The following is a 22082-nucleotide window of genomic DNA, read 5'->3' as shown; positions in this document are numbered from 1 at the left end:
CAAGGCAGGATCGGCGCAGCCATTAGAGGACTGCGCCGGACGTATTACTCGATGACCAGAATGGCATCCATCTCAACCTGCGAACCCTTTGGCAGGGCCGCTACGCCGATGGCAGCGCGGGCAGGGTAAGGCTGGTCAAAGTACTTGCCCATGATCTCGTTGACCTTGGCGAAGTGGCTCAGGTCGGTGAGGAAGATGTTCAGTTTGACGATGTCTTTGAACGAACCACCAGCAGCTTCGGCCACGGCTTTGAGGTTCTCGAACACCTGGACGGTCTGGGCTTCGAAGCCTTCAACCAGCTCCATGGTTTTTGGGTCCAGAGGAATTTGACCCGACATGTAAACGGTGTTGCCAGCCTTGATCGCCTGGGAGTAAGTACCGATGGCGGCCGGGGCCTTGTCGCTGGTGATAACAGTCTTGGTCATGAATGACTCCTTGTAGGGTGGGCTTTACGCACGCATGCGGGTGATGCGAATCACCCCGGTCAGGGCACGCAGTTTCTTGATCACGCGGGCCAGGTGCACGCGGTCGTGCACGCTGACCACCAGTTGGACCACGCTGATGCGACCATCGCGTTCGTCCATGCTGATTTTTTCGATATTGCCGTCGGCCGCGTTGACGCTGCTGGCCAGCAGCGCGATCAGGCCGCGCTGGTGTTCCAGCTCGACACGCAGTTCGACGTTGAATTCGCCGGTGACATCCTTGGCCCACGAGAGCTGGATGCATTTTTCCGGGTTGTGGCGGATTTCGCTGATGTTGCGGCAGTTGTCCAGGTGCACCACCATGCCTTTGCCGGCGGACAGGTGACCGACAATCGGGTCGCCCGGGATCGGCGTGCAGCACTTGGCGTAACTGAGCACCAGGCCTTCGGTGCCGCGGATTGCCAGCGGGCCTTCCGGGCTTGGCAACTGTTCGCCTTCGCCGAGCAGGCGGCGGGCGACCACGTAAGCCATGCGATTGCCCAGGCCAATGTCTTCGAGCAAGTCTTCGATCAGTTCCAGACGGTACTCGGCGAGCATCGCCTTGACGCGCTCGGCGGCGATTTTTTCCAGCGAGCTGTCGAAACCGTTCAGCACCTTGTTCAGCAGGCGTTCGCCGAGGTTGATGGACTCTGAGCGACGTTGCAGTTTCAGCGCGTGGCGGATGTGCGTTCGCGCCTTGCCGGTGACCACGAAGTTGAGCCACGCCGGGTTCGGCCGTGCGCCGGGAGCGCTGACGATCTCGACCGTGGAGCCGCTTTGCAGCGGTTCGGACAGCGGTGCGAGACGACGATTGATCCGGCAGGCTATGCAGCTGTTGCCCACGTCGGTGTGCACCGCGTAAGCGAAGTCGACCGCCGTGGAGCCTTTGGGCAGCTCCATGATCCGGCCTTTGGGCGTGAACACGTAGACCTCGTCCGGGAACAGGTCGATCTTCACGCTTTCGATGAATTCCAGCGAGTTGCCGGCGCGTTGCTGCATTTCCAGCACGCCTTTTACCCACTGACGGGCGCGGGCATGAGTGCCTTTGGGTTGCTCGTCGCCGCTGGATTTGTACAGCCAATGGGCGGCGATGCCGTTGTTGGCCATCTCTTCCATTTCACGGGTGCGGATCTGGATCTCGATCGGAACACCGTGCATGCCGAACAGCGTGGTGTGCAGTGACTGATAGCCGTTGGCCTTGGGGATCGCGATGTAATCCTTGAAGCGCCCCGGCAACGGTTTGTACAAATTATGCACGGCACCCAGCACGCGGTAGCAAGTGTCGACCTTGTCGACGATGATCCGGAACGCGTAAACGTCCATGATCTCGTTGAAGGCCCGACGCTTGCCGCGCATTTTCTTGTAGATGCCGTAGAGGTGTTTCTGGCGACCGCTGACCTCGCCCTGAATGCCGTCGATGGCCAGGCAGTGGCTGAGGGACTCTTCGATCTTGTTGACGATTTCCTTGCGGTTGCCCCGGGCGCGTTTGACCGCCTGGTTGATCCGCGCGGAACGCATCGGGTGCATGGCCTTGAAGCCGAGGTCTTCGAATTCTATGCGGATGGCGTGCATGCCCAGCCGGTTGGCGATGGGCGCATAGATTTCCAGGGTTTCCTTGGCGATCCGCCGGCGTTTTTCACCGGACAGGACTTCCAGCGTGCGCATGTTGTGCAGGCGGTCGGCGAGCTTGACCAGAATCACGCGAATGTCGCGCGCCATGGCCATGGCCATTTTCTGGAAGTTTTCGGCCTGGGCTTCGGCTTTGGTCTCGAAGTTCATCTGGGTCAGTTTGCTGACCCCGTCGACCAGTTCGGCCACGGTTTCGCCGAACTGCGCTTGCAGCGCTTCTTTGGCAATACCGGTGTCTTCGATCACGTCATGCAGCATCGCGGCCATCAGGCTCTGATGGTCCATGTGCATGTCGGCAAGAATATTCGCCACCGCAAGAGGATGCGTGACGTACGCCTCACCGCTACGTCGGCGTTGACCGTCGTGGGCTTGTTCGGCGTAGAAATACGCTCGGCGGACCAGGTTGACCTGGTCTTTGCCGAGGTAGGCCGATAAGCGATCGGCGAGGGCGTCTATGCTCGGCATGATAACTCCTGCCGTTCGCTGTGAACCCGCGCCGTGCTACGTCGACCAGGCATAGGCTTAGACGGCCTCGTTGGACTCGTCCTCGAACGCTGCGAACAGCGGTTCGTCTTCGACGATTTCAGCATTGGCGATGAACTCGTAGCTCATCAGGCCTTCAGCGATTTCACGCAGCGCTACCACGGTAGGCTTGTCGTTTTCCCACTGGACCAGTGGCTCTTTGCCGCCGGTGGCCAGTTGACGGGCACGCTTGGTGGACAGCATGACCAGTTCAAAACGGTTTTCCACGTGGTTCAGGCAGTCTTCAACGGTTACGCGGGCCATGGTATTCCTCGGAGCGAATGCAATATGCGCGCTGCCCGGGTGGGCGAGCGGACTCGACAGTTTAAAAAATCACCAGCGATTAGGGAAGCGCTGATTTTTTGACCAAGCTCTTCAACGCGCTGCAAGTGCCAATGTAAAGCCCTTGCAGCGGTTTTGGGAAGTGCTGTTTAGCCGAGCAATTCAGCCAAAAGTTTTCCATTGCGCTGCTGCTGACGCTTCTGATGCAGCTGATTGGCGCGGAATATCGCCTGCAAATCGCTCAGCGCGTGGGCGAAATCGTCGTTGATGATCAGGTAATCGTAGTCGACGTAGTGGCTCATTTCGCTGACGGCTTCGCGCATCCGGCCATTTATGACCTCCTCGCTGTCCTGGCCGCGATTGTTCAGGCGTTGGTGCAACGCTTGAAGTGACGGCGGCAGAATGAAGATCGAGCGTGCCTGTGGCATCAGCTTGCGCACTTGTTCCGCACCCTGCCAGTCGATCTCCAGAATCAGATCGTGGCCTTCGTCCAGCGTCTGCTGCAAATGGCTTTGCGAAGTGCCATAGAGATTGCCGAACACTTCGGCGCGCTCAAGGAAATCCCCGTGCTCGATCATCTTCACGAAGTCGCTGCGGTCGACGAAGTGATAATTCACGCCGTTCACTTCACCGGGGCGCATGGCGCGGGTGGTGTGGGAGACCGAGACGCGGATCTCCTGATCTGCGTCGGTCAAGGCCTTGACCAGGCTGCTCTTGCCCGCGCCCGAAGGGGCGGAAATGATGTACAGGGTGCCGGTGCTGTGGGTCATGTCGGGTTTGCCTTACTCAATATTCTGTACTTGTTCGCGCATCTGCTCGATCAACACTTTGAGGTTGACCGCCGCTTGGGTGCTGCGCGGGTCGAAGGCTTTGGAGCCCAGTGTGTTGGCTTCGCGGTTGAGTTCCTGCATCAGGAAGTCCAGGCGCCGACCGGCAGCGCCGCCGGATTTGAGCACCCGGCGAACTTCGATGATATGTGTGCTCAGGCGATCCAGCTCTTCGGCGACGTCGCTCTTTTGCGCGAGCATGACCATTTCCTGCTCCAGCCGCTGCGGGTCCAGGTCGGCCTTCATGTCGGCGAAGCGGTCGAGGACTTTCTGGCGCTGGGTGGCGAGCATCTGCGGAACCAGTTCGCGCAGGGTGACGACGTCTTCTTCAATGGAGGTCAGTCGCTCGTTGATCAGCCGTGCCAGCTCCGCGCCTTCGCGCTCGCGGCCAGCCTTGAGCTCTTTCAGGCCTTCGTTGAACAGCGCCAATGCTTCGGCATTCAAGGCTTGCGGGTCGGTGGCATCACCCACCAGCACGCCCGGCCAGGCCAGCACTTCCAGCGGGTTGAGCGCCGCAGGATTTTTGATCAGGCTGGCGATTGTCTCGGCGGCGGCGACCAATTGCGCTGCGCGCTCGCGGTCCACTTGCAGCGGTTTATCGGTGTTTTCCTCGGTGAAGCGCAGGGTGCATTCAAGCTTGCCCCGGGAGATGCCTTGGCGCAGCGCCTCGCGGACGGCGCCTTCGAGGTCGCGAAAGGATTCCGGCAGGCGCAAGTGCGGCTCCAGGTAGCGGCTGTTGACCGAGCGCAGTTCCCAGCTCAGGGTGCCTTGGGTGCCGGCTTTTTCTACGCGGGCGAAGGCGGTCATGCTGTGCACCATGGGGGTACCTCGCAAGTCGGGTCGATGCGTTACCAAAGGTTTCGCGGACCCGATATCTGTGAATGAAAGCCGACAGGCAGCAAAGGCGCAGGATTGTAGCTCAGTGGGGCGGATGCGCCCAAACACACGCTGTCACAAAGAGCTGCAGGCCGTCGGCAAAGCGTGGTTCAGGGCCTTCGGTCGTCGGGCGAATTTTTTAGAAGTGCCCAGTCGTGGCCGGCGGCTCTATAATGCTCGGCAGTTTTCCGTCCTCCGTACAGGTATTCCCTATGAAACGTCCAAGTGGTCGCGCTGCCGATCAGCTCCGCTCGATCCGCATTACCCGCAACTACACCAAACACGCCGAGGGTTCTGTACTGGTCGAGTTCGGTGATACCAAAGTCATCTGCACCGTCAGCGTCGAAAACGGCGTGCCGCGTTTCCTCAAAGGCCAGGGCCAGGGCTGGTTGACTGCTGAATACGGCATGCTGCCCCGCGCCACCGGTGAGCGTAACCAGCGTGAAGCGAGCCGTGGCAAGCAAGGCGGCCGCACCCTGGAAATCCAGCGCCTGATCGGTCGTTCCCTGCGCGCTTCGCTGGACATGTCCAAGCTCGGCGATGTGACCCTGTACGTCGACTGCGACGTGATCCAGGCTGACGGCGGCACCCGCACGGCTTCCATCACTGGCGCGATGGTTGCCCTGGTCGATGCCTTGAAAGTGATCAAGAAGCGTGGCGGCCTCAAAGGCGGCGACCCGTTGAAGCAAATGATCGCTGCCGTTTCCGTGGGCATGTACCAGGGCGAGCCTGTGCTTGACCTCGACTACCTGGAAGACTCGGCTGCCGAGACCGACCTGAACGTGGTGATGACCAGCACCGGCGGTTTCATCGAAGTCCAGGGCACTGCCGAAGGTGCGCCGTTCCAGCCGGAAGAGCTGAACGCCATGCTGGAGCTGGCGAAGAAAGGCATGAGCGAAATCTTCGACCTGCAGAAGGCTGCACTGGCCGACTGACCGGATGGAACCACACAAGGAGGACGTTATGAGTGATGAGCAGCAAGTACTTCCCACCCCGAGCAAAGAAGCTCGGCAGTGGGCGATGTTTTGTCACTTGTCCGCCTTGCTGGGGATCTGGATTCCGTTCGGAACGCTGATCGGCCCGCTGATTCTGTGGCAGTTGAAGCGCGAGATGGATCCGTTCGTTGATGCTCAAGGTAAAGAGGCGCTGAACTTTCAGATCACCGTCGCCATAGCCTCCGCCATCTGCTTCCTGCTGATGGTGGTGATTGTCGGGTTCTTCCTGTTGGGTCTGGTGGCGATTGGCGCGTTGGTGCTGACGATTATTGCGGGTGTGAAGGCCAATGAAGGTTTTCCTTATCGGTATCCGTTCACCTGGCGGCTGATCAAGTAACGAACTGGTTTCCACATTGGAAGTTTCAGCAATCCACGCTCTAAAACAAATGCCCTGACTTGTCAGGGCATTTGTATTTTTGCAATACAATTAATTTGCCCGGCCTGTACCGTCGGTGATATCTACGATCACCAGATGTCACAAGTATTTATTAACTATCGCTCTTACATCTTTAGTCACAACTGCAGTGCCTCAACACTGGCTATGTCCTTGGCAATGGGGCTTGGCGATTGATAAAGTTGCCCTAAGTAATATTCCTCCAGAAATATTTCGATTTATTCAGGCCATCGAAGGTCCTTGAATTTAAATGCAATCAGTGTTGAGAACTTCAGCCGATTCAAGAGGCCTGCCCAGGTAAAAAGTTCGCCTCTGAATATATATCCAAGAATAATCCCAATGTTTCAGCTCGATTTTTATGGAACGCTTGTGGCTGCCTCCTTAGTGCTTTTGCTGGGGCGCGGTCTTGTTACACGTGTTGGTTTTCTGCGCAATTACAATATCCCCGAACCTGTCGCCGGCGGCCTTGTGGTTGCCTTGGTTCTCTTGGTATTGCGAACCCTGGAGATTGAAGTCCGCTTCGACACTTCACTGCAAACTCCCTTGATGTTGGCGTTTTTCGCCACCATCGGCTTGAGTGCAGACTTCGCCAGCCTGAAGAAGGGCGGTCGTGTCGTGGGGATATTCCTACTGGCGGTCACCGGACTTCTGGTGGTGCAGAATGCCATGGGCATTGGCCTCGCAAAAATGCTGGGGCTCGATCCATTGATGGGGCTACTGACGGGCTCGATCACCTTGGCGGGCGGCCACGGTACGGGCGCAGCATGGGGAGCGGTATTCAGGGAGAAATACGGTTTGGCTTCCGCCTCTGAGCTTGCGATTGCTTCTGCGACGTTTGGCCTGGTGTTGGGTGGTTTGATTGGTGGTCCGGTTGCGCGCCTGCTGATCAAGCGTGTTCAGGTGCCCGGCTGCCACAGCCAGGAAGCACCGCGGTTGCCAAAAGGTTTTGAACAGCCGAACAAAGAGCGCTCGATTTCGCCATTTTCGTTTATCGAGACCCTCGCTCTGATCGCTGTAAGTCTAATGGCCGGCAATCTTCTGAATGGCTTGCTGCAAGGGACCGCATTTGAGTTGCCGACCTTCGTTTGCGTCTTGTTCGTGGGGGTGGTTTTACGCAACGGGCTTTCGGCGCTCGGCTTGTATCAGGTGTTTGAACGTGAAGTCTCGGTGCTGGGAAATGTCAGCTTGTCGCTGTTTCTGGCGATCGCTCTGATGTCACTCAAGCTGTGGGATCTGGCCTCTCTGGCTTTACCGTTCTTCATCATTCTGGCGGTGCAAACGTTGGTCATGGCGCTGTTTGCGATTTTCGTGACGTTCAGGGTCATGGGTAGTAACTACGATGCGGCGGTACTGGCGGCCGGGCACTGTGGTTTCGGGCTGGGTGCCACGCCAACGGCCATCGCGAACATGCAAGCGGTGACACAGCGCTACGGACCTTCGCAGATAGCGTTCCTGGTGGTGCCAATGGTGGGGGCTTTCTTCATCGACATCATTAATGTCATCGTGATCAAGTTGTACCTTGCGCTGCCGTTCTTTGTCGCTGTTTGAGGTGCGCGCCACATTCAGTGAGCGTTCCCACCTTTGACTGGCGCATAAAAAATGCCCGTAACTTGCGATACGGGCATTTTTTCGGTCGACAGCGACACAGCGCTTAGATAGTCAGCGTCCAGTCGTAATCCACGATCAGTGGCGCATGCTGCGAGAACCGTGGTTGACGTGGCAGGCGTGCGCTGCGAACAAAGCGGCGCAGGCCCGGGGTCAGCAACTGGTAGTCGAAACGCCAGCCCAGGTTGAGCATCTCAGCCTGTTCGTTATCCGGCCACCAGCTGTACTGGTCGCCTTCGCGGCTGACTTCGCGCAGGGCATCGACATACCCCATATTGCCGACAATCTCGTCCATCCAGGCGCGTTCAGGCGCCAGGAAGCCCGGGGATTGCTGGCTGTCGCGCCAGTTCTTGATATCCAGCTTCTGTTGCGCCACGTACAGCGAGCCACAATAAATGTACTCGCGACGTTTGCGTCGCTGTTTATCCAGATAACGGGCGAAGTCGTCCATTAGCTTGAACTTCTGGTTCAAGTCTTCATCGCCGTTCTGCCCCGAAGGGAGCAGCAAGGTCGCGATGCTGACCTTGTCAAAATCGGCTTGCAGGTAGCGCCCGTAGCGGTCGGCCGTCTCGAAGCCGAGACCGCTGATGACGGCCTTCGGTTGCAACCGCGAATACAAAGCCACGCCACCTTGGGCAGGAACTTCGGCTTCGCAGGCATAAAGGAAGTAGCCATCCAGTTGGAAGGCTGGATCGTCCAGTTCAAAGGCGGAGGCGCGGGTGTCCTGCAGGCAGATGACGTCGGCATTCTGTGCTTGCAGCCAACTGAGCAAACCACGCTCGACTGCAGCCTGAATACCATTGACGTTCACACTGATGATCCGCATAAATGGCCCCAAAAATCACGTGCGTGTATGATACACGGCGTCAACCTAATTAGCTAAATCCGTGGTATTTGGGGTTTTTTTCATGCAAGCGTATCAGCGCGATTTCATTCGTTTTGCCATCGATCGCGGCGTTTTGCGCTTCGGTGAGTTCACCCTGAAGTCCGGGCGTACCAGTCCTTACTTCTTCAATGCCGGCTTGTTCAACACGGGCTCGGCCCTTGCGCAGCTGGGGCGTTTCTATGCGGCAGCCATCGTCGAGAGCGGTATATCGTTCGACGTGCTGTTCGGCCCAGCCTACAAAGGCATCCCGTTAGCAGCGACCACCGCCGTGGCCCTGGCCGAACATCACGAGCGCGATTTGCCTTGGTGCTTCAACCGCAAGGAAGCCAAGGCCCATGGCGAAGGCGGCAGCCTGGTCGGCGCACCACTGACCGGCGACGTGCTGATCATCGACGACGTGATCACCGCAGGCACCGCGATTCGTGAAGTAATGCAGATCATCGCTTCCCAGGACGGCGCCAAGGCCAAAGGCGTGCTGATCGCTCTGAACCGTCAGGAGCGTGGCAACGGTGAATTGTCGGCGATTCAGGAAGTGGAGCGTGATTTCGGGATTCCGGTAATCAGCATCGTTTCGCTGAACCAGGTGCTCGAATTCCTGGCGGACGATCCGCAGCTCAAGCAGCATTTACCAGCCGTAGAGGCGTACCGCGCCCAGTTCGGCGTGTAACCGCAATCTCCCACAGGGAATACAGGCAAAAAAAGACCCCGCTCAGCCAGGCTGAGCGGGGTCTTTTTGTATGTGCTGCTTAAGGCCGCTTGCGATTACTGATCAAAGTACCCACACCGGTATCGGTGAAGATTTCCAGCAGAATCGCATTCGGCACCCGGCCATCAATGATCAACGAGCTACCAACGCCGCCCTGAACCGCTTCCAGCGCGCAACGAATCTTCGGCAGCATGCCGCCGTAAATGGTGCCATCGGCGATCAGTTCGTCCACCTGCTGGGTGGTCAGGCCGGTCAGCACGGTGCCCGACTTGTCCATCAGCCCGGCGATGTTGGTCAGCAGCATCAGCTTTTCAGCTTTCAGTGCTTCGGCGACTTTACCGGCCACCAGGTCAGCGTTGATGTTGTACGACTCGCCGTTGGCACCGACACCGATGGGCGCGATCACCGGAATGAAATCGCCTTTTACCAGCAGGTTCAGCAGGTCGGTGTTGATGCCGACCACTTCGCCAACATGGCCGATGTCGATGATTTCCGGTTGGGTCATCTCCGGGGTCTGGCGGGTGACAGTGAGCTTCTTCGCACGAATCAGCTCGGCGTCTTTACCAGTCAGGCCGATGGCGCTACCGCCGTGACGGTTGATCAGGTTGACGATGTCTTTGTTGACCTGGCCGCCGAGGACCATTTCCACCACGTCCATGGTCGCGGAATCGGTAACGCGCATCCCGTCGACAAAGTGGCTCTCGATCGACAGGCGCTTGAGCAGGTCGCCGATTTGCGGGCCGCCACCGTGAACCACTACCGGGTTGATGCCCACGGCTTTCATCAGCACGATGTCGCGCGCGAAGCCGGTTTTCAGCTCCTCGCTTTCCATCGCGTTGCCGCCGTATTTGATCACCAGCGTCTTGCCGACATAGCGGCGAATGTAAGGCAGCGCTTCGGACAGGACCTTGGCGGTGTTGGCGGCGGCTTCGCGTTCGAGGGTCATTCAGGGCTCCGGGTGCATCGTTAAATCAAAACGGTAGTTGGAGGTCAGGTGCAACACGTTTCAGCTGGGCATGGAACACGTCCTTGATGCGCTGCAATTCAGCCTCATCATCGGCCTCGAAGCGCAGCACCAGCACCGGTGTGGTGTTGGAGGCGCGCACCAGGCCCCAGCCTTTGGCGTAGTCGACTCGCACGCCGTCGATGGTGGTCAGGTCAGCGCCTTCGCCCCACGTCGCATCGTGCAGTGCATCAATGATGCTGAATTTGCTCTCTTCGGTCACATGGATATTGATTTCAGGCGTAGAAATATCGTTCGGGAAGGTCGCAAACAGCTCTTCCGCGGTGGATTTTTCCTTGCTGAGGATTTCCAGCAGACGTGCGGCGCTGTAAATGCCGTCGTCGAAACCGAACCAGCGTTCCTTGAAGAAGATATGCCCGCTCATTTCACCGGCCAACAGCGCGCCGGATTGTTTCATTTTCTTTTTGATCAACGAGTGACCGGTCTTCCACATTAGCGGCCGACCGCCGTATTCCTTGATCAGCGGAATCAGGCGTCGCGTGCATTTGACGTCGAAAATGATTTCCGCGTCAGGGTTGCGCGCCACAACATCACGGGCAAACAGCATCAGCAAGCGGTCCGGGTAGACGATGCTGCCGGTGTTGGTCACGACGCCGACACGGTCGCCATCGCCATCGAAGGCCAGGCCGAGGTCGGCGTTGGTTTCCTTGACCTTGGCGATCAGGTCGACGAGGTTCTCAGGCTTGCCCGGGTCCGGGTGGTGGTTCGGGAAGTTGCCGTCGACGTCGCAGAACAGCGGGATGACTTCGCAGTTCAGCGCTTCGATCAGTTGCGGGGCGATCACGCCGGCCGCACCGTTGCCGCAGTCGACTACAACTTTCAGGCGACGGGCCAGTTTGATGTCCTGGACGATTTCAGTGTTGTAGCGGTCGAGGATTTCGACCCGGGTGATGCTGCCCTCGCCGCTGCTCAGGTTGTTGGTCTTGAGACGGTCGTGCAGGGCCTGGATCTGTTCGTTGGCCAAGGTGTCGCCGGCGATGACGATCTTGAAACCGTTGTAGTTCGACGGGTTATGGCTACCGGTGAGCATTACCCCGGATTTACCGGCTAGCACATTGGCGGCGTAGTACAGCGCCGGCGTTGGCACCAGACCGACGTCGCTGACGTGGCAGCCGGCATCGGCAAGGCCTTTGATCAGCTGTTCGACCAGTTCCGGGCCGGACAGGCGGCCGTCGCGACCAACGGAAACGTTCGGTTCGTCCTGAGCCAGGCTTTGGGCGCCAATGGCGCGACCGAGCCAGTAAGCGGTTTCAGCGTTCAGGAATTCCGGGACGGTGCCGCGTATGTCATACGCGCGAAAGATGCTGTCGGGAAACTTGGGTGCGACTTGGGCGGGGGTGTTCATCTGTAGGAATGCTCCATCTCGAAAGTGACTGGACAGGCCTGCTTGGTACGCGTCGGCCGGCTCAAACTGAAGGGTATGACGGCGTTTTCCACGCAGAGTTCGTGGTGCGAAAAGGCCACTCCACTAACTCAGGCAATAAAAATTTCCAAATGAAGCCTGTGACACCTCAGCAACAAACCTGTGGGAGCGAGCAGGCTCGCTCCCAAAATGAATCATCAATGGCTGCCGGAATGCCCGAAACCACCCGTACCGCGCTGGGTTTCGACGAACTCTTCGACCATCTCGAAATGCGCTTGCACCACCGGCACCAGCACCAACTGTGCCAGACGCTCACCGACCACCATGTTGAAGTCAGTCTGGCCGCGGTTCCAGCAGGACACCATCAGCGGGCCCTGGTAATCGGAGTCGATCAATCCGACCAGATTGCCCAGCACGATGCCGTGTTTATGCCCTAAACCGGAGCGCGGAAGGATCAGCGCGGCCAAACCTGGATCACCGATGTAAACCGACAGTCCGGTCGGGATCAGCACGGTTTCACCCGGCTTGATCACGATGTCTTTTTCCAGCATGGCCCGCAGGTCGAGGCCAGCGGAGCCTGGTGTGGCGTATTGCGGCAGCGGGAATTCGGTACCGATGCGGGGGTCGAGGATCTTGGCTTGCAAAGCGTGCATGTAAATTAAACCTGGTTCAGACGTTCGGCGATAAAAGTGATCAGCTGGCGAGCAATCTTGCTCTTGCTGGTCTGGGCGAAAAGTGTGGCGTGAAGCTCACGGTCGATCACGCTGCAGGCATTTTCTTCGCTGTTGAAGCCAATGCTTGGATTGGCGACGTCGTTGGCGACGATCAAATCGAGGTTCTTGTCTTTCAACTTGCGGGCAGCGTAGTCGAGCAGGTGTTCGGTTTCGGCGGCGAAACCGACACTGAACGGACGGTCGGGGCGCGTGGCGATGGTGGCCAGGATGTCCGGGTTGCGCACCATCTGTAGCAACAGGCCGTCGCCGTTCGTAGGGTCTTTCTTGAGTTTCTGTGGGGCGACGACTTCCGGGCGGTAGTCCGCGACTGCTGCCGAGGCGATGAACAGGTCGCAAGGAATCGCGGCTTCGCAGGCGGCGAGCATGTCGCGGGCACTGACCACGTCGATGCGCGTGACGCGATCCGGCGTTGGCAGGTGCACCGGGCCGGTGATCAGGGTCACGCGGGCGCCGGCTTCCACCGCGGCTTCGGCCAGGGCGAAACCCATTTTTCCGGAGCTGTGGTTGGTGATGTAACGCACCGGATCGATGTTTTCCTGGGTCGGCCCGGCGGTAATCAGTACGTGCTTGCCGGTCAGCGCCTGGCGCTGGAAGCAATCCGCCGCGCACTGGGCGAGATCGACGGCTTCGAGCATGCGCCCCAGGCCGACGTCGCCGCAGGCCTGGCTGCCGGAGGCCGGGCCGAAGGCTTTGATGGCGCGGCTTTCGAGGGTTTGCAGGTTGGCCTGGGTCGCCGGATCGCGCCACATGGCCTGGTTCATCGCCGGGGCGACAGCGACCACGGCGTCGGTGGCCAGCACCAGGGTGGTTAGCAGGTCGTCGGCGATGCCTTGGGCCAGGCGGGCGATCAGGTCCGCGGTGGCGGGGGCGATCAGCACCAGATCAGCCCATTTGGCCAGCTCGATGTGGCCCATGGCAGCTTCTGCCGCCGGGTCCAGCAAGTCGAGGTGAACCGGGTGCCCGGACAAGGCCTGCATGGTCAGCGGGGTGATGAACTCGCTGCCGCCACGGGTCATGACCACGCGCACTTCGGCGCCCTGGTCGATCAGGCGGCGAACCAGGTCGGCGCTCTTGTAGGCAGCAATGCCGCCGCCGACGCCCAGAACGATGCGTTTCCGATACAGCCGCTGCATAGGTCTGCCTTTCATTTCGTTGATGACTGCATGGCGAGACCCCCTCCCCAGGGATGAAATCGCCAGCAAAAAAGATGGGCTACGATATCACAGCGACCGCTACGGAACAGCGGCGCCCACATACCAGGGAGGTGCTATGAGTATTCGTGATTGGCCGGCGGCGGAGCGGCCGCGGGAAAGGTTGCTTGAGTTGGGCTCGGCAAGTCTTTCAGATGCAGAATTGCTGGCGATTTTTTTACGGACCGGCGTGTCGGGTAAAAGCGCGGTGGACCTGGCTCGACACCTGTTGAATCAGTTTGGCAGTTTGCGCTCATTGCTTGAGGCCGATCAGGTAGCGTTCAGCAGGCAGCTGGGGCTCGGGCCAGCGAAATTCGCCCAGTTGCAAGCAGCGCAGGAAATGGGCCGGCGGCATTTGGCCGAGCGGGCTCGTCAAAAATCAGCGCTGGAAAATCCACAGGCCGTTCGGGACTACCTGAAATCGATGTTGCGCCACGAGCCCCACGAAGTGTTCGGCTGTCTTTTTTTGGATTCCAAACATCAAGTGCTGACCTTTGAAGTGCTGTTTCGCGGCTCCATCGACAACGCCAGCGTATATCCACGCCAAGTGGTCAAGCGAGCTCTGGCCCATAACGCCGCAGCGTTGATCCTCTGTCATAACCATCCGTCGGGAAACTCCGACCCCAGTCAGGCCGATCGTCTGCTGACCAAGCGCCTGCAAGAGGCACTGGGCCTGATCGATGTGCGGGTGCTTGACCATTTCATCATCGGGGATGGCGATCCGCTGTCCATGGCCGAGTACGGGTGGATGTAGGGCAGCAGTAAGTCTCAAGCGTCAAGCTTCAAGCTAGAGCCGTGCGCGGGCAGCTCTAGCTTGAGGCTGCAGCTTATGGCTTGACGCTGACCTTGGAGTAATCCTGACGGCCAAACGGGCTGACGGCATACCCCTGGACATCCTTGCGCGTCAGCGCAAACGCCGTCGGGTGCGCCAGCGGCAGCCACAGCGCCTGCTGCTGGATCTGTGCCTGTGCCTGCTCATAGAGCTTGGTGCGCACGCCTTGCTCGCCGGTGGTCTTGCCGGCACTGATCAGCTTGTCCAGGTCCTGATTGCAATAACGGGCGAAGTTGGTGCCGGACTTGAGCGCTGCGCAGGAAAACTGCGGCGTGAGGAAGTTGTCCGGGTCGCCGTTGTCGCCGGCCCAGCCCATGAACAGCAAATCATGCTCGCCGGCCTTGGCGCGGCGGATCAACTCGCCCCACTCGATGACGCGGATCTCGGCCTGAATACCGATTTGCGCGAGGTCGGACTGCAGCAGTTGAGCGCCGAGGCTCGGGTTGGGGTTCAGCGTGCTGCCAGTAGGGCGGGTCCAGATGGTGGTCTGGAACCCGTCCTTGAGGCCGGCCTTGGCCATCAACGCCTTGGCCTTCGCCACGTCGTGCGGGTAACCCGGCAAGCTTTTGTCGTAGCTCCAGGTGTTCGGTGGGTACGGGCCTTTGGCGGGCTCGGCGGTGTCTTCGAACACGGCTTTGACGTAGTTGGCCTTGTCGAAGGCGAGGTTGATCGCCTGGCGCACTTCCGGCTTGTCCAGTGGAGGATGCTGGCTGTTGATGCCGACGAAAGCGGTCATGAACGCGTCGGTTTTTTCCACGTTAAGAAGCTCTGGCTCTTTCAGTGCTTCCTGTACGTCCAGAGGCTTGGGCGACAGGGCGATCTGGCACTCATCGCGACGCAATCTCTGTAAGCGCACGTTGGCGTCGGGCGTGATCGCGAAGATCAACGGGTCCACCGAGGGCTTGCCGCCAAAGTAGTCCGGGTTGGCCTTGTAGCGAATCGACGCGTCTTTCTGGAAACGCGTGAACACGAACGGGCCGGTACCGATTGGCTGGCTGTTGAGTTTTTCCGCCGTGCCGGCCTTCATCAGTTTGTCGGCATACTCGGCGGAATAAATCGAGGCGAACCCCATGCTCAGGGTGGCGAGGAAGGTCGAGTCCGGGTGATCGAGGGTGAAACGTACGGTCATCGGGTCCAGTGCATCGATCTTCTTGATCAGCACGGGCAATTGCATCGATTGTGCGTGCGGGAAGCCGCTCTGGGCGACTTTGTGCCACGGGTTGGCCGGGTCGAGCATGCGCTCGAAGCTGAAGATCACGTCTTGGGCGGTCAGATTGCGCGTCGGGCTGAAGTATTCGGTGCGATGGAATGGCACCTGCGGATGCAGTTTGAATACGTATGTCAGGCCGTCGGGTGAGACTTCCCAACTGTCCGCAAGGCTGGGGACCACTTTGCCGCTGGCAGTATCGAAGTCCACCAAGCGGTTCATCAGCACGTCGGCCGAGGCGTTGGTGGTGGTCAGCGAGTTGTATTGCACCACGTCGAACCCTTCGGGGCTGGCCTCGGTGCAGACCGTCAGGGCCGCGGCCATGGCCTGTGGACCCAGCAGCATTGGGGCGAGCAAGAGGGGTAGGGCAGCGAGGCGCATGGTCGGATTCCTTTACAGATCGAAGGCCCATCTGCAAGTGCAGTCTGGAAAAGCCTTACCCTAGTAGGCTCTTTTGCAAATGACTATCCCCTTTTTCATTTTAAGGGGACTATGTGGGATTGTTTTCAGTGGGCACGGGCTGAAAAAATCCTGATTCGGCGGGTTGGCCGATTTTCTGCGACGAGTGGTCTTTATCGACGATAGCCTTTATCCAAGGCACTCGTGGCCCGAAAAACGGGGTTTTTATGAAGTCCGTGCACACGGAATGTTGTTGCTCTCCAGTCTTTCTGGTATAAAGCAGCGCTCTTTTCTAGGGGCCCGGTTCCTTCACTGTAGGTGTAGCCGGTAAGACCTCTAAAGAAACGCGGCGCCTGGCGCCAAATGACTGAGAGATTAAGCGGCCAACCCATGCCGGGTTGGGCATGTGGTTTTAGAGGGCTGAGGCATGTCGAGAGTATGTCAAGTTACCGGTAAGGGTCCGGTGACTGGGAATAACATTTCCCACGCAAACAACAAAACCCGTCGTCGTTTCCTGCCGAACCTGCAGCATCACCGCTTCTGGGTTGAAGAAGAGAAACGTTTCGTGCGTCTGCGCGTATCTGCCAAAGGCATGCGTATCATCGACAAGCGTGGCATCACTGTCGTGCTGGCCGAAATCCGCAAAGCCGGCAAGATCTAAGGGAGCTAATCATGCGTGAATTGATTCGTTTGATTTCGAGCGCCGGTACTGGTCACTTCTACACTACCGACAAGAACAAGCGTACTACCCCGGACAAAATCGAGATCAAGAAATTTGATCCGGTTGTTCGCAAGCACGTGATCTACAAAGAAGGCAAAATCAAGTAATTGATTTTACCCTCTTACGAAAAAGGCCCGTATCGCGAGATACGGGCCTTTTTTGTTGCTTGAGTTTTGTGGTGCCTGTCAGGGCCTCATCGCGAGCAGGCTCGCTCCCACAGGTTTCGCGTGCCCATGTGGGAGCGTGCCTGTTCGCGAAAGCGTCGGCTCAGACAGCTTAATTCCTCAGACCTTCTGCTCAAACGCCACATAAATCTTGCGGCACGGCTCCAGCACTTCCCAAGAGCCCTGGAACCCGGCAGGAATCACAAAGCGGTCACCTGCGCGCAGGGTTTTGCTATTGCCGTCGTTGTCGCGCAGCACCGAAACCCCCTGCACGATCTCGCAGTACTCGTGCTCGGTGAAATTCACGGTCCATTGCCCGATTTCGCCTTCCCAAACGCCAGCATTCAATTGCCCGCACGGGCTGTTGTAATGGTTATACACCGCTTGTTCGGGATCGCCCTTGAGGACTTTCACCGGGTCCGGCCGATAGCGCTCGGGCGCGGTGGTGGCCTGGCTGAAGTCGACGACATCCTGGATATTCATTGTTGTAATTTCCCGTGATTGCCTGAAAAGACCAAAGTCTATGTTTATTAAAATGAACATCGCAAGGCGGTTTGCCGGTCTTGTGTCAAATATATTGAAACTTCACCTGCCGCTGGTTTAGGGTGACAGTTGCCTTGGGCCGAAAAGCAGGCTGGCCGGGCAGAATTCCTGACAGCGCCCGCGAAGACCGCGCAGCGTTCGTATTCAATAAGAGGAGGACACTCGAATGACCACCCTGACTCGTGCCGACTGGGAACAACGGGCTCGCGATCTGAAGATCGAAGGCCGTGCCTACATCAATGGTGAATACACCGATGCTGTCTCCGCTGAGACCTTCGAGTGCATCAGCCCGGTCGATGGCCGTCTGCTGGGCAAGATTGCCAGCTGTGACGCCGCCGACGCCCAGCGCGCTGTTGAAAACGCCCGCGCCACCTTTAATTCCGGCGTCTGGTCGCGCCTGGCGCCGACCAAACGCAAAGCCACCATGATCCGTTTCGCCGGCCTGTTGAAACAGAACGCCGAAGAACTGGCGCTGCTTGAAACCCTGGACATGGGCAAGCCGATCAGCGACTCCCTGTACATCGACGTTCCCGGCGCGGCGCAAGCCCTGAGCTGGAGCGGCGAAGCCATCGACAAGATCTACGACGAAGTCGCGGCCACCCCGCACGATCAACTGGGTCTGGTGACCCGCGAGCCGGTTGGTGTCGTTGGCGCCATCGTGCCGTGGAACTTCCCGTTGATGATGGCTTGCTGGAAACTCGGCCCGGCGCTGTCCACCGGTAACTCGGTGATCCTCAAGCCGTCCGAAAAATCCCCGCTGACGGCTATCCGCATCGCGGCATTGGCTGTTGAAGCCGGCATTCCGAAAGGCGTGCTGAATGTGCTGCCGGGTTACGGTCACACCGTCGGCAAGGCCCTGGCCCTGCACAACGATGTCGATACGCTGGTGTTCACCGGCTCCACCAAGATCGCCAAGCAGCTGCTGATCTACTCAGGCGAGTCGAACATGAAACGCGTCTGGCTCGAAGCCGGCGGCAAGAGCCCGAACATCGTGTTCGCCGATGCCCCGGACCTGCAAGCCGCCGCCGAAGCCGCTGCCGGCGCTATCGCCTTCAACCAGGGCGAAGTCTGCACCGCCGGTTCGCGTCTGCTGGTCGAGCGTTCGATCAAGGATAAATTCCTGCCGTTGGTGATCGAGGCCCTGAAAACCTGGAAGCCGGGCAACCCGCTGGACCCGGCGACAAACGTCGGCGCGCTGGTCGATACCCAGCAGATGAACACTGTGCTGTCCTACATCGAGTCGGGCCATGCCGACGGCGCCAAACTGGTGGTCGGTGGCAAGCGCACGCTTCAAGAAACCGGTGGCACTTACGTTGAGCCAACGATTTTCGACGGCGTGAGCAACGCGATGAAAATCGCCCAGGAAGAAATCTTTGGCCCGGTGTTGTCGGTTATCGCTTTCGACACCGCCGAAGAAGCCGTTGCGATTGCCAATGACACGCCTTACGGCCTCGCTGCAGCGGTGTGGACCAAGGACATCTCCAAGGCTCACCTGACGGCCCGCGCGCTGCGTGCGGGTAGCGTCTGGGTCAACCAGTACGATGGCGGCGACATGACCGCGCCGTTCGGTGGCTTCAAGCAGTCCGGTAACGGCCGTGACAAGTCGCTGCACGCGTTCGACAAGTACACCGAACTGAAGGCGACCTGGATCAAGTTGTAATCTGTAGCGGGCCCCCAGACCGGGGCCCGGCATAACGAAGATCCCCTGTGGGAGCGAGCCTGCTCGCGATAGCGGTATAACAATCGACATCAGTGTTGAATGTTGCTCCGTCATCGCGAGCAGGCTCGCTCCCACACTGTTTTGTGTTGTACATAAAAATCCACAGGAGCGTGGAACATGCGTTGGGCGACTTATTTCGCCGTATTGGCGTCTGTCTTGAGTGTCGGCCTGGCCCTGGGCGTCAGTATGCCGCTGGTGTCGTTTCGCCTGGAAAGCTGGGGCTACGGTTCATTCGCCATCGGCGTAATGGCCGCGATGCCGGCCATTGGCGTGTTGCTGGGGGCGAAAATCTCCAGTCATCTGGCCGCGCGCCTGGGCACAGCCAATCTCATGCGGCTGTGCCTGTGGGCCGGGGCGTTGTCCATCGGCTTGCTGGCGCTGTTGCCGAGTTACCCGATCTGGCTGGTTTTGCGGCTGATGATCGGAGTGATCCTGACGCTGGTGTTCATCCTCGGTGAAAGCTGGATCAATCAGCTTGTGGTCGAACAGTGGCGCGGGCGGCTGGTGGCGCTGTATGGCTGCAGCTATGCCCTGAGCCAGCTCGCCGGGCCTGTGCTGCTGGGTGTTCTGGGGACTGAACACGATTATGGATTTTGGGTAGGCGTCGGCTTGCTGATGACGGCACCGTTGCTGTTGTTGGGGCGCAGCGGGGCACCCACCAGCGAAGCGAGTGGCGTGACGTTTGGCGATTTGTGGGTTTTCTGCCGTGGTCTGCCGGCGATTGCCTGGGCGGTGTCGTTATTCGCCGCATTCGAGGCGATGATCCTGACCTTGTTGCCGGTGTATTGCCTGCGTCAGGGCTTCACCACGGAAATCGCCTTGGCGATGGTCAGTACCGTGGTGGTCGGTGATGCGTTGCTGCAATTGCCGATTGGTGCGCTGGCGGATCGCTTGTCTCGGCGCACCCTGTTTACGGGTTGCGCAGTAGTCTTGCTGCTGTCGAGCCTGGCGATCCCGTTGTTGATCGACACGCTGCTGATCTGGCCGTTGTGGGTGCTGTTTGGCGCCAGTGCTGGCGGCTTGTTTACCTTGTCACTGATTCTGATCGGCGAACGTTACCGTGACGATGCGCTGGTGCGCGCCAATGCCCATGTCGCGCAGCTATGGGGAATCGGTTGTCTGGTCGGGCCATTGGCGGCTGGGGCGGGTAGCCAATGGATCAGCGGGCATGCGTTGCCGTTGTTGATGGCGGCAGGGGCGTTGGGGCTGGTGATTCTGCTATCGCGCCAAGGCGCGTTCGGTACGGTGCAACCCGCTTAGATATGTAGCAGCTGGCGAAGCCTGCGTTCGGCTGCGCAGCAGTCGTAAACCCGGCCTACGCGGTCTATCTGAAAGATCGCGGTGTATGATTTTGCGACTGCTGCGCAGCCGAACGCAGGCTTCGCCAGCTGCTACAACATCCGCTCCAGGCCGACCGTGGTGCTCATCCACGCATTAAACCGTCGCCACCAGCTCCCCGGTTCCCTGGTCAAGGTATGTAACTTGCCGTCGTCTTCGGTGACCCAAACCACCTTGCCATCCTCCAGCTTCGCCTCATAACTCAGCGTTGGCGCCATGCCCTGCATCGCCAGGTCGCGCACATGCGCGGCCAGCTCGGGACTGTCCACCAGCACCCCGACTTCGGTGTTCCACAGCACCGAGCGCGGATCGAAATTGAACGAGCCAACGAAGGACTTTTGCTGGTCGAAGATCATCGCCTTGCTGTGCAGGCTGGAGTCGGAGCCTTGGGAGCCGGAGCGTCCGAAAAAGTGCGGCCCACTGCCTCCGCCTTCACCCGGTTGGCGCCGCAGTTCGAACAACTTCACGCCGTGTTCCAGCAGCGCCTTGCGATACGGCGCATAACCGCCGTGCACAGCGGGTACGTCGGTGGCTTCCAGTGAGTTGGTCAGCAAACTCACGGATACCCCGGCGTCGGCGCGCCCGGTCAGGTACACCAGGCCCGGCTGGCCGGGGACGAAGTAGGCCGAGGTCATGATCAGCTCTTTGCTCACGCCGTTGAGCTCGGGCGCCAGTTGCGTGGTCAGCAACAAGTGCGGGTCCGGCTCGCCGTCTGCCAGCACCTTGCTCGGTGCGTCCCACAACGCCTGCCCCCGGGCCCAGATCAATTCTCGACGCCAGATGTCCAGGCGCGGGTGCGTCTTGAAGGTCATCAGTTGCTGATACAGCGCATGGTTCTGTTTGCGCGTCTCAGCGAGCGATGCCTCCAGGCGGGCTCGGGTGTTTTGCAGGTCCCCGGCCGTCGGTTTGCTGGACAGGAATTGTTCGATCGGCTTGCTCAGCGCGCTGTTCCAGTACTGATCAAAACTGTGCCCGAGTTGTTCGGCTATCGGGCCGACGCCGAGCATGTCGATGTCGGTGAAGTTCAGGTTGGGCTCGGCATCGAAATACTCGTCGCCCAGATTACGCCCACCAACGATCGCCATGCTGTTGTCCGCCAGCCACAGCTTGTTATGCATGCGCCGGTGTTGCTGCGACAGGTTGAACAGGCGGCCCATGGTGCGCGTCACACCGGTGCTTCGCCCCAGGTGCAACGGGTTGAACACGCGAATCTGGATGTGCGGGTGGGCAGCGAGGGTGGCGATGAGCAGGTCCTGGCCATCGCTGGTGGTGTCGTCCAGCAACACCCTGACGCGCACGCAGCGATCAGCGGCTTTGAGCAGTTCCTCCACCAGCATCCGCGTGCTGATACCGTCATGCACGATGTAGTACTGCAAATCGAGGCTGCTTTGCGCATTGCGGATCAGTTCGGCGCGGGCGGTGAAGGCTTCGGTGCTGTCGGACAGCAGGCGAAAACCCGACCGGCCCTCATGCGGCGCGGCCTGCGCCTGGACCGACCGGCCAAACGCCGAGTCGCTGGCGGGCAGCGTCTGACTCGGCTGGCGCTGAACGTCAACGCTGGCGCAGCCGCTGAGGAGCGAGGCGAATAGCAGAAGAGAAAGCAGGGGTTGTCTGACTCTCAAGTGGGATCGTTCCGATTGGCGGCAATAGGCGGCATATGGACG

At 59.2% G+C, this 22082-nt stretch carries 21 protein-coding genes and 1 pseudogene; 9 read left to right on the top strand and 13 right to left on the bottom strand.

All coding sequences use genetic code 11. The features are described from left to right. Positions 1–44: 44 nt before the first annotated feature. The 5 genes from J2Y56_RS03410 to J2Y56_RS03390 all read right to left on the bottom strand — a co-directional run bounded on the left by J2Y56_RS03410 (position 45) and on the right by J2Y56_RS03390 (position 4540). Positions 45–425 carry a RidA family protein gene (locus J2Y56_RS03410; RefSeq protein ID WP_003229509.1) on the bottom strand — a complete coding sequence of 127 codons (381 nt, stop codon included), beginning with the start codon at positions 423–425 and terminating at the stop codon, positions 45–47. Positions 426–449: 24 nt separating this feature from the next. Beyond that, complete coding sequence (gene spoT / locus J2Y56_RS03405; RefSeq protein ID WP_007943117.1) at positions 450–2555, bottom strand: bifunctional GTP diphosphokinase/guanosine-3',5'-bis pyrophosphate 3'-pyrophosphohydrolase; 2106 nt, start codon at positions 2553–2555, stop codon at positions 450–452. 57 nt (positions 2556–2612) lie between these two features. Beyond that, on the bottom strand, positions 2613–2876 hold the full coding sequence (gene rpoZ, locus J2Y56_RS03400; RefSeq protein ID WP_007894670.1) for a DNA-directed RNA polymerase subunit omega: 264 nt from the start codon (positions 2874–2876) through the stop codon (positions 2613–2615). A gap of 167 nt (positions 2877–3043) precedes the next feature. After that, positions 3044–3664 carry a guanylate kinase gene (gene gmk / locus J2Y56_RS03395; protein WP_007943118.1) on the bottom strand — a complete coding sequence of 207 codons (621 nt, stop codon included), beginning with the start codon at positions 3662–3664 and terminating at the stop codon, positions 3044–3046. A 12-nt stretch (positions 3665–3676) separates the two neighbouring features. Next, the gene (locus J2Y56_RS03390) at positions 3677–4540 is read right to left on the bottom strand and encodes a YicC/YloC family endoribonuclease (RefSeq protein WP_007943119.1); all 864 of its coding nucleotides are present in this window, start codon (positions 4538–4540) and stop codon (positions 3677–3679) included. 269 nt (positions 4541–4809) lie between these two features. On the opposite strand from J2Y56_RS03390, the gene rph reads away from it, so the two are divergent. The 3 genes from rph to gltS all read left to right on the top strand — a co-directional run bounded on the left by rph (position 4810) and on the right by gltS (position 7534). Beyond that, positions 4810–5532, top strand: coding sequence for a ribonuclease PH (gene rph / locus J2Y56_RS03385; protein WP_007943120.1), 723 nt, complete (start codon positions 4810–4812; stop codon positions 5530–5532). A 28-nt stretch (positions 5533–5560) separates the two neighbouring features. Beyond that, positions 5561–5929 (top strand): DUF4870 domain-containing protein, encoded by a 369-nt coding sequence (locus J2Y56_RS03380; protein ID WP_007943121.1) that lies wholly within the window; start codon positions 5561–5563, stop codon positions 5927–5929. 396 nt (positions 5930–6325) lie between these two features. Beyond that, the gene (gltS, locus tag J2Y56_RS03375) at positions 6326–7534 is read left to right on the top strand and encodes a sodium/glutamate symporter (protein ID WP_310348635.1); all 1209 of its coding nucleotides are present in this window, start codon (positions 6326–6328) and stop codon (positions 7532–7534) included. Between the two features lie 103 nt (positions 7535–7637). Here gltS and J2Y56_RS03370 read toward each other — a convergent pair whose 3' ends face one another. Then, positions 7638–8417: an exodeoxyribonuclease III gene (locus J2Y56_RS03370; protein ID WP_007934608.1), complete on the bottom strand. Its 780-nt coding sequence runs from the start codon at positions 8415–8417 to the stop codon at positions 7638–7640. Positions 8418–8499: 82 nt separating this feature from the next. Between J2Y56_RS03370 and pyrE the strand changes: the two genes are divergently transcribed. Then, positions 8500–9144 (top strand): orotate phosphoribosyltransferase, encoded by a 645-nt coding sequence (gene pyrE, locus J2Y56_RS03365; RefSeq protein WP_007943124.1) that lies wholly within the window; start codon positions 8500–8502, stop codon positions 9142–9144. Positions 9145–9223: 79 nt separating this feature from the next. Here pyrE and argB read toward each other — a convergent pair whose 3' ends face one another. The 4 genes and pseudogenes from argB to coaBC all read right to left on the bottom strand — a co-directional run bounded on the left by argB (position 9224) and on the right by coaBC (position 13437). Continuing rightward, on the bottom strand, positions 9224–10129 hold the full coding sequence (argB, locus tag J2Y56_RS03360; RefSeq protein WP_007943125.1) for an acetylglutamate kinase: 906 nt from the start codon (positions 10127–10129) through the stop codon (positions 9224–9226). 25 nt (positions 10130–10154) lie between these two features. Then, positions 10155–11531, bottom strand: a pseudogene (locus tag J2Y56_RS03355) (phosphomannomutase/phosphoglucomutase); the annotation flags it as partial. 236 nt (positions 11532–11767) lie between these two features. After that, on the bottom strand, positions 11768–12223 hold the full coding sequence (gene dut / locus J2Y56_RS03350) for a dUTP diphosphatase (protein WP_007943127.1): 456 nt from the start codon (positions 12221–12223) through the stop codon (positions 11768–11770). Positions 12224–12228: 5 nt separating this feature from the next. Then, complete coding sequence (coaBC, locus tag J2Y56_RS03345; protein WP_310348655.1) at positions 12229–13437, bottom strand: bifunctional phosphopantothenoylcysteine decarboxylase/phosphopantothenate--cysteine ligase CoaBC; 1209 nt, start codon at positions 13435–13437, stop codon at positions 12229–12231. Between the two features lie 136 nt (positions 13438–13573). On the opposite strand from coaBC, the gene radC reads away from it, so the two are divergent. Continuing rightward, positions 13574–14248, top strand: coding sequence for a DNA repair protein RadC (gene radC, locus J2Y56_RS03340; RefSeq protein WP_150780181.1), 675 nt, complete (start codon positions 13574–13576; stop codon positions 14246–14248). A 73-nt stretch (positions 14249–14321) separates the two neighbouring features. On the opposite strand, the gene J2Y56_RS03335 is transcribed toward radC, so the two are convergent. Next, on the bottom strand, positions 14322–15914 hold the full coding sequence (locus J2Y56_RS03335; RefSeq protein ID WP_310333372.1) for an ABC transporter substrate-binding protein: 1593 nt from the start codon (positions 15912–15914) through the stop codon (positions 14322–14324). Between the two features lie 445 nt (positions 15915–16359). On the opposite strand from J2Y56_RS03335, the gene rpmB reads away from it, so the two are divergent. Continuing rightward, a complete protein-coding gene (gene rpmB, locus J2Y56_RS03330) occupies positions 16360–16593 on the top strand; it encodes a 50S ribosomal protein L28 (protein ID WP_007894701.1) in 234 nt (77 codons plus the stop codon). A gap of 11 nt (positions 16594–16604) precedes the next feature. Beyond that, a complete protein-coding gene (gene rpmG / locus J2Y56_RS03325; RefSeq protein WP_007894709.1) occupies positions 16605–16760 on the top strand; it encodes a 50S ribosomal protein L33 in 156 nt (51 codons plus the stop codon). Positions 16761–16937: 177 nt separating this feature from the next. Here rpmG and J2Y56_RS03320 read toward each other — a convergent pair whose 3' ends face one another. After that, positions 16938–17300 (bottom strand): cupin domain-containing protein, encoded by a 363-nt coding sequence (locus J2Y56_RS03320; protein ID WP_007947444.1) that lies wholly within the window; start codon positions 17298–17300, stop codon positions 16938–16940. Between the two features lie 226 nt (positions 17301–17526). Between J2Y56_RS03320 and J2Y56_RS03315 the strand changes: the two genes are divergently transcribed. Both J2Y56_RS03315 and J2Y56_RS03310 read left to right on the top strand, forming a co-directional pair. Continuing rightward, entirely contained in the window at positions 17527–19020 is a 1494-nt protein-coding gene (locus J2Y56_RS03315) for an aldehyde dehydrogenase (RefSeq protein ID WP_007947443.1), read from the top strand. A gap of 177 nt (positions 19021–19197) precedes the next feature. Beyond that, entirely contained in the window at positions 19198–20340 is a 1143-nt protein-coding gene (locus J2Y56_RS03310; RefSeq protein WP_007947442.1) for an MFS transporter, read from the top strand. Between the two features lie 131 nt (positions 20341–20471). Here the strand turns inward: J2Y56_RS03310 and J2Y56_RS03305 are convergent, their stop codons facing one another. Further along, positions 20472–22040, bottom strand: a complete 1569-nt coding sequence (locus J2Y56_RS03305) for a phospholipase D family protein (protein WP_310348634.1) — start codon at positions 22038–22040, stop codon at positions 20472–20474. Between the last annotated feature and the right edge of the window lie 42 nt (positions 22041–22082).

It is taken from the genome of Pseudomonas sp. BE134 (assembly GCF_031456105.1).
Lineage (GTDB): Bacteria > Pseudomonadota > Gammaproteobacteria > Pseudomonadales > Pseudomonadaceae > Aquipseudomonas.
This window is presented reverse-complemented; position numbering and strand designations above follow the sequence as displayed.

What these genes read in the sequence shown, in the direction of transcription:
- J2Y56_RS03410 (WP_003229509.1), bottom strand. Translation starts at nt 425, where the DNA reads ATGACCAAGACTGTTATCACCAGCGACAAGGCCCCGGCCGCCATCGGT.
- spoT (WP_007943117.1), bottom strand. Translation starts at nt 2,555, where the DNA reads ATGCCGAGCATAGACGCCCTCGCCGATCGCTTATCGGCCTACCTCGGC.
- rpoZ (WP_007894670.1), bottom strand. Translation starts at nt 2,876, where the DNA reads ATGGCCCGCGTAACCGTTGAAGACTGCCTGAACCACGTGGAAAACCGT.
- gmk (WP_007943118.1), bottom strand. Translation starts at nt 3,664, where the DNA reads ATGACCCACAGCACCGGCACCCTGTACATCATTTCCGCCCCTTCGGGC.
- J2Y56_RS03390 (WP_007943119.1), bottom strand. Translation starts at nt 4,540, where the DNA reads ATGGTGCACAGCATGACCGCCTTCGCCCGCGTAGAAAAAGCCGGCACC.
- rph (WP_007943120.1), top strand. Translation starts at nt 4,810, where the DNA reads ATGAAACGTCCAAGTGGTCGCGCTGCCGATCAGCTCCGCTCGATCCGC.
- J2Y56_RS03380 (WP_007943121.1), top strand. Translation starts at nt 5,561, where the DNA reads ATGAGTGATGAGCAGCAAGTACTTCCCACCCCGAGCAAAGAAGCTCGG.
- gltS (WP_310348635.1), top strand. Translation starts at nt 6,326, where the DNA reads ATGTTTCAGCTCGATTTTTATGGAACGCTTGTGGCTGCCTCCTTAGTG.
- J2Y56_RS03370 (WP_007934608.1), bottom strand. Translation starts at nt 8,417, where the DNA reads ATGCGGATCATCAGTGTGAACGTCAATGGTATTCAGGCTGCAGTCGAG.
- pyrE (WP_007943124.1), top strand. Translation starts at nt 8,500, where the DNA reads ATGCAAGCGTATCAGCGCGATTTCATTCGTTTTGCCATCGATCGCGGC.
- argB (WP_007943125.1), bottom strand. Translation starts at nt 10,129, where the DNA reads ATGACCCTCGAACGCGAAGCCGCCGCCAACACCGCCAAGGTCCTGTCC.
- dut (WP_007943127.1), bottom strand. Translation starts at nt 12,223, where the DNA reads ATGCACGCTTTGCAAGCCAAGATCCTCGACCCCCGCATCGGTACCGAA.
- coaBC (WP_310348655.1), bottom strand. Translation starts at nt 13,437, where the DNA reads ATGCAGCGGCTGTATCGGAAACGCATCGTTCTGGGCGTCGGCGGCGGC.
- radC (WP_150780181.1), top strand. Translation starts at nt 13,574, where the DNA reads ATGAGTATTCGTGATTGGCCGGCGGCGGAGCGGCCGCGGGAAAGGTTG.
- J2Y56_RS03335 (WP_310333372.1), bottom strand. Translation starts at nt 15,914, where the DNA reads ATGCGCCTCGCTGCCCTACCCCTCTTGCTCGCCCCAATGCTGCTGGGT.
- rpmB (WP_007894701.1), top strand. Translation starts at nt 16,360, where the DNA reads ATGTCGAGAGTATGTCAAGTTACCGGTAAGGGTCCGGTGACTGGGAAT.
- rpmG (WP_007894709.1), top strand. Translation starts at nt 16,605, where the DNA reads ATGCGTGAATTGATTCGTTTGATTTCGAGCGCCGGTACTGGTCACTTC.
- J2Y56_RS03320 (WP_007947444.1), bottom strand. Translation starts at nt 17,300, where the DNA reads ATGAATATCCAGGATGTCGTCGACTTCAGCCAGGCCACCACCGCGCCC.
- J2Y56_RS03315 (WP_007947443.1), top strand. Translation starts at nt 17,527, where the DNA reads ATGACCACCCTGACTCGTGCCGACTGGGAACAACGGGCTCGCGATCTG.
- J2Y56_RS03310 (WP_007947442.1), top strand. Translation starts at nt 19,198, where the DNA reads ATGCGTTGGGCGACTTATTTCGCCGTATTGGCGTCTGTCTTGAGTGTC.